A 5,220-nucleotide genomic window follows, 5' to 3' on the forward strand; every position below is an offset into this window, starting at 1 on the left:
GCGGGTGTTCTGCTCGGGCTCGTACATCGGTCAGTTCGAAACGGCGATTCGCAAGCCGCAGTTGGACGTTGCACAGCGGATCGATGTCGTGCTGGAGACGGACGGGTTCTTCGAGCGGGTGTGGGAGGAGCTGTTCAACAGCTCGCCCTACGCGGAGTGGTTCACGGAGGCTGCGCACCTGCAGGGTCTGGCCACCAGCATCTGCGAGTACGCGCCGATTTTCGTGCCAGGTCTGCTGCAGACAGCGGCGTATGCCCGTGCGGTCTTCCTCGGCGGTTTCCCCTTCGCGCCGGACAATGAGATCGAGAAGCGCGTGGCTGCTCGTCTCGACCGTCAGCGGATCCTTGACGACGCAACAAAGCCGTTGTTGTGGGTCGTTCTCGACGAGAACGTCCTCCGGCGCAAGGTCGGAGGCGCTGCCGTGATGCACGAGCAGCTGTTGCGCGTCGCATCTCTGGTGCGTGGGCGCCGCATCGGGGTGCAGGTTCTCCCGTTCGATGCCGGTGCTCTGGCGGTGGGCGGAGCGCTCACCCTGATGGCGTTCGACGACGCACCTCCTGTGGCCTACTGCGAAGGCCACAGGACGGGGAACCTGCTGGACGATCCGGCCCTGGTGGCCCACTGCCAGCGGTCCTACGATCTTGTCCGGGCCGCTGCGCTGTCGCCGGAAGCGTCCTTGTCCCTGATCGAATCGGTGGCGGAGGAGTACGCCGATGAACATCGAGTCTGAGCTGAGCCGGGCGGCTTGGCGGAAGAGCAGCTACAGCGGGGCGGGAGACGAGAAAGGCGGCGACAACTGCCTTGAAGTCGCAGACAACATACCCGGCATGGTCCCGGTGCGGGACTCCAAGGCTTCTCGCGGTCCGGCTCTGGCATTCCCTGCCCAGGCCTGGGCCGCGTTCGTCATGGACATCCGGGCGGAGGGCGCGGATGAGCGCTCGGCGTGATCTGATCCTGGAGCGGTGGCGCAAGAGCAGCCACAGCGGTCCGGGCGGCGGCACGGGAGGCGACGACTGCCTCGAAGTCGCGGACAACATACCTGGCACCGTCCCCGTGCGGGACTCCAAGAACCCCCACGGCCCGGCCCTGGCGTTCCCCTCCGCGGCCTGGGCCGCATTCGTTGCCGGATACCGGCCGTTCCGGGCATAGGACAGCAAACCCGTTTTGCGGGATCGTCGGGCGGTCATGATCAAGCGGTGAGCGGAACCGCGTACGCGCTCGACTTCGCGCCGGAGCGGGGGGACCGGCGAAGTGCCGTGAGTCGCCTGGGCGGTGAGCCGGTCTGGCTCGACGAGCCGCAGTGGCCGTTGTCGTCGCGGGATGCGGAGCCGATGACGTTCGTCGCGCAGTTCCACGTCCCGGACGGGCCCGTCATGGCGATGGCGTACCTGTTCATGGACATGGAGGGCGCGTACACCTGGCAGCCGGACGGCGGTCAGAACGCCCTGATCCTTCAGCCGGACGGCCGGATCCCGTCCTGCGTCAGGACGGCACCGGTCGTCAACGGTCCGCTGCTGCGCGATGCGACCGGCCGGTCGGTGTGCCACGAGGCGCGCCTCTCGCCGGGCGCTCTGGGCGAAGACTCCATGCAACACGTGGGCGGCCAGCCGAACTGGCTCCAGGGGGACGAGGCGCCGGAGGGCTGGACGTTCCTCCTCCAGCTCGATTCGACTCAACTGCGTGACGCAGTAGTCAACTTTGGCGACCTCGGCGTCGGCTACGCCTTCATCAGCCCGGACCGCAAGGAGGGCCGGTTCCTGTGGCAGAGCGTGTGACGGAACTGTCGTCCATTTGCCCAGAACGGCCTGTGGGTGAAGCCTGCAGATACAGCGATCGAGGAGCGAAGCGCAGAATCAATTTCAGAGAACTGCACCCTCGGGCGGAGCCCGGTCATCGGGGGGATATCGCAACGACAGCGCGATCGAGAGCCCGAGTCATCCCATATGTGCCGATTTTAGAGTGGTGACGGACGGCCTTTCGCGACGGTTTCCCGGGTTCGCGCCGATTGGGCAAAACGACGCGAGCGGGGTCAGCATGGGCCCCGCCCCCGCTCCATCCCCCCGGAAGGAACCCATGAGAGTCCGCGCCCCCCGCGACCTGGCTGCACTGCCGTACGCGAACCGCCTTGAGCCCTTCACCGGAGAACTCGAGCAGGCAGGCGTCTACGAATGGCTCCACTTCGACGGCTCCTCCTTCCAGGACGCGGAAGCAGGCCGCTCCCTCTTCAGCGAATCGGCCTTCTCCTCGGTCACGTTCGACCGCGGCCGCCTGCGGCGCTCCCGGTTCGACGAGGTGTGGCTGCACGCCGTCCGCATGGTCGGCACCAACCTCGCGGAGACCACCTGGCTGGACACCGAGTGCACGGCCGGCGTCCTCGCCGGAACGGAGATCCACGGCGCCGAGATGCGCCGCACCGTCTTCCACCAGTGCAAGCTCGACTCGGTCAACCTCCGCGCGACCTCGCTGAAGGACGTCGTCTTCGTCGACTGCCTCCTCCGCGACGTGGACTTCAGCGGGGCGACGCTGGCCGACGTCAGTTTCCCCGGCTCGACCCTGGACCGCGCCCGCTTCGACAGGGCCACCCTGACCAGGGTCGACCTGCGCGAGGCGACCGCGCTGCGCATCGCCTCCGGGATCGGCTCCCTGAACGGCGCGACGATCAGCACGCCCCAACTGTTCGACCTGGCGCCCGTCCTGGCGCAGCATGTCGGCCTCACTGTGAAGGACGCCTGAGGCCGGCCCGAGGCGGTCAATCCCCGACGAGGCGGAAGGCCAGGCAGACCACAGGAGTGCCGTCCTCAACCGGGGTGCCCAAGCGATGCCAATAGCCGCGGTGACCGGTTCGCCATTCCTCCAGCGAGGCATCGCCCTCCCCCTCGGCCCGGGCATGCTCCCAGGTCACCTCGTTGAAGGGCTTCACCTCCACATCGGTGATCTCGATGACGGCGATGGACTGCCCCTGGTCGTCCAGCAGCGCCAACCGTTCGCCGAGGTATTCCAGGCCCTCGGTTTCCTTGGCGTAGTCCTCCAGCAGACCGGTGGTGGCGGTCTTCTGCCCGCCCAGCACCAGGGAGTTCAGCTCTGTCCGCATCCCGTCCGGAGTTCCGAGCTCCATCGAACGCATGCCGTTGACCCGCGGCCACACCTGTCATCACCTCTCTTGAGCGCTGCCGACAGACGGATCGTCTCCACCCGACGATAGGCGGGCCGAGGCGGTCGGCGTGCGTGACGAATACCCCCGCTCTTTATGCTCTCTTCGCACACGCGACGCGATCACGAGAGGAAATCGGGCTCGATGGGCGGAATGTCGCCGGTGGAACCGCAGTGGATAGGCCGGTACCGAGTACTGCGGAAGCTGGGTGAGGGCGGCATGGGCCAGGTCTTCCTCGCGCGGTCGGAGGGCGGGCGGACGGTGGCCGTGAAGGTGATCCGGCCGGAGGTCGCGCACGAGCCCGAGTTCCGCCGCCGGTTCCGGCTGGAGGTCGAGGCGGCGCGGAAGGTCGGCGGGGCCTGCACGGCGCCCGTGCTGGACGCCGACACCGAGGCCGCGGTGCCGTGGGTCGCCACCGGCTACGTCGCCGGACCGGCCCTGCACACGGTGGTGGCCGAGGACTACGGGCCGCTGCCGGAGCACTCCGTACGCACTCTCGCGCACGGTCTGGCGTCGGCACTGCAGGAGATCCATGCCGCGGGACTTGTCCACCGCGACCTGAAGCCGTCCAACGTCCTGGTCACCGTCGACGGCCCGCGCGTCATCGACTTCGGGATCGCCCGCGCCCTGCACCCGGCGGTGGGCGGTCCGGCCACGCAGACGGGCGCGGTGCTCGGCTCACCCGGCTTCATGTCGCCCGAGCAGGTGCGCGGCGAGCGCGTCACCGCGGCGTCCGACGTCTTCTGCTACGGCGCGGTCCTCGCATTCGCGGCCACGGGGCGGCTGCCCTTCGGCACGCCGGAAGGCGGGCTGCACGCGCTGATGTTCCGGGTCGCCGAGGAGGAACCGGACCTGACGGGGCTCGCCGAGGGCCCCCTCCGCGACGTGATCGTGTGCTGCCTGGCCAAGGACCCGGCAAGGCGGCCGGACGTCGCCGAACTGGTGGAGTTCACCCGGCAGCACGCGCCGGCCGCAGGCCCCTGGCTGCCCGGCGAGGTGCTCGCGGGTCTCGGACGGCACGCGGCGCAGCTGCTGGACGCGGAGTCGCCGGCTCCTGCCGCACGGATACGGGCTGCCACGGTGCCGGACGCGGCCGCCGCCTTCGGGCCGCCGCCGCCCGCAGCCGAGTTCGGGCCTCCGCCGCCGCTGTCGGCCCCTCCGCGCGAGGACGTCGTCACGACCGAGTCCCCCCGCGGCATGGCGATCGCGCTGCAGGCACTGCTGGTGGTCCTGGTGCTGTTGATGCTCGCGTATCTCGGCTACCAGGTCGACATGTTCCGCACCCTGACCGACGCCGCCGACACGGGCACCGCGCTGACCGATGCCGAAGTCGACCAGTACAAGGGCCTGTTCACCGACCTTGAGGGCCTCAAGGGGCTCGTCGTGGTGCCGACGATCGTGATGTGGCTGCTCTGGTTCTGGCGGGTCCGCATCAACGCCGAGGCCTTCGCGCCCGACCGCCACCGCTACCGCCGCGGCTGGGCGCTCTGGGGCTGGTTCACGCCCGTTGCGAGCCTGTGGATACCGAAGCTCGTCACAGACGACATCTGGGCCGCCAGCGACCCGAACGGGGGCAGCACGCGCCGCGTGCCCCGCGGTTTCCTGAACGCCTGGTGGGTCTTCTGGGTCATCGAGCTGATCTTCGGGCTGCTCAGCTTCTCCGGCATGTACGACTGGTACGACTCCGACGACCCGTCCGAGTCGCGGCTGTTGCTCCTCCCCAACATCGTCGACAACCTGCTGACGATCGCGGCTTCCGGCTTCGCCGTCGCGGTGGTGGGCCGGCTCACGGCCATGCAGGTGCGGCGACGACGTGCCGCGGTGGCCTGAACCGGGGAAGCTCAGGGCGTTACGAGGCAGGCAGGATCGTCCAGCCGGTGTTGAGGGGGCCAGAGGCTAGGCCGTGTCCGGCGGATCTTCGTCGCGCGGCACCATGGCGCCCCGTCAGGGGCGCGGGGAACTGCGCGACCAGCCACGACGCGCCCGCAGCCGAGGTTCGGGGGGGGGGGGCCCCGCGCCCCCGGGGGGGGGGGGGGGGGGGGCGCCCGCCCCCCCCCCCCGCGGGTGAT

At 69.5% G+C, this 5,220-nt stretch carries 7 protein-coding genes; 6 read left to right on the forward strand and 1 reads right to left on the reverse strand.

The window, feature by feature from the left end:
- The 5 genes from ACWD4B_RS35020 to ACWD4B_RS35040 all read left to right on the forward strand — a co-directional run.
- Positions 1-730, forward strand: a 730-nt coding sequence (locus tag ACWD4B_RS35020) for a DUF5753 domain-containing protein (RefSeq protein WP_451424560.1), incomplete at its 5' end; no start/stop codon positions are given.
- Positions 714-947 carry a DUF397 domain-containing protein gene (locus ACWD4B_RS35025; RefSeq protein WP_451424561.1) on the forward strand — a complete coding sequence of 78 codons (234 nt, stop codon included), beginning with the start codon at positions 714-716 and terminating at the stop codon, positions 945-947. The genes ACWD4B_RS35020 and ACWD4B_RS35025, both read left to right, overlap by 17 nt.
- Positions 931-1,149: a DUF397 domain-containing protein gene (locus ACWD4B_RS35030; RefSeq protein WP_451424562.1), complete on the forward strand. Its 219-nt coding sequence runs from the start codon at positions 931-933 to the stop codon at positions 1,147-1,149. The genes ACWD4B_RS35025 and ACWD4B_RS35030 overlap by 17 nt, the downstream gene beginning before the upstream one ends.
- 47 nt (positions 1,150-1,196) lie before the next feature.
- Positions 1,197-1,775, forward strand: coding sequence for a hypothetical protein (locus ACWD4B_RS35035; protein WP_451424563.1), 579 nt, complete (start codon positions 1,197-1,199; stop codon positions 1,773-1,775).
- Positions 1,776-2,073: 298 nt separating this feature from the next.
- Entirely contained in the window at positions 2,074-2,733 is a 660-nt protein-coding gene (locus ACWD4B_RS35040) for a pentapeptide repeat-containing protein (RefSeq protein ID WP_451424564.1), read from the forward strand.
- Positions 2,734-2,749: 16 nt separating this feature from the next.
- Here the strand turns inward: ACWD4B_RS35040 and ACWD4B_RS35045 are convergent, their stop codons facing one another.
- A complete protein-coding gene (locus ACWD4B_RS35045) occupies positions 2,750-3,115 on the reverse strand; it encodes an ASCH domain-containing protein (RefSeq protein ID WP_451424565.1) in 366 nt (121 codons plus the stop codon).
- A 180-nt stretch (positions 3,116-3,295) separates the two neighbouring features.
- On the opposite strand from ACWD4B_RS35045, the gene ACWD4B_RS35050 reads away from it, so the two are divergent.
- Complete coding sequence (locus ACWD4B_RS35050) at positions 3,296-4,981, forward strand: protein kinase domain-containing protein (protein WP_451424566.1); 1,686 nt, start codon at positions 3,296-3,298, stop codon at positions 4,979-4,981.
- The last annotated feature ends 239 nt before the right edge of the window (positions 4,982-5,220 follow it).

Source organism: Streptomyces sp. NPDC002536, assembly GCF_053594995.1.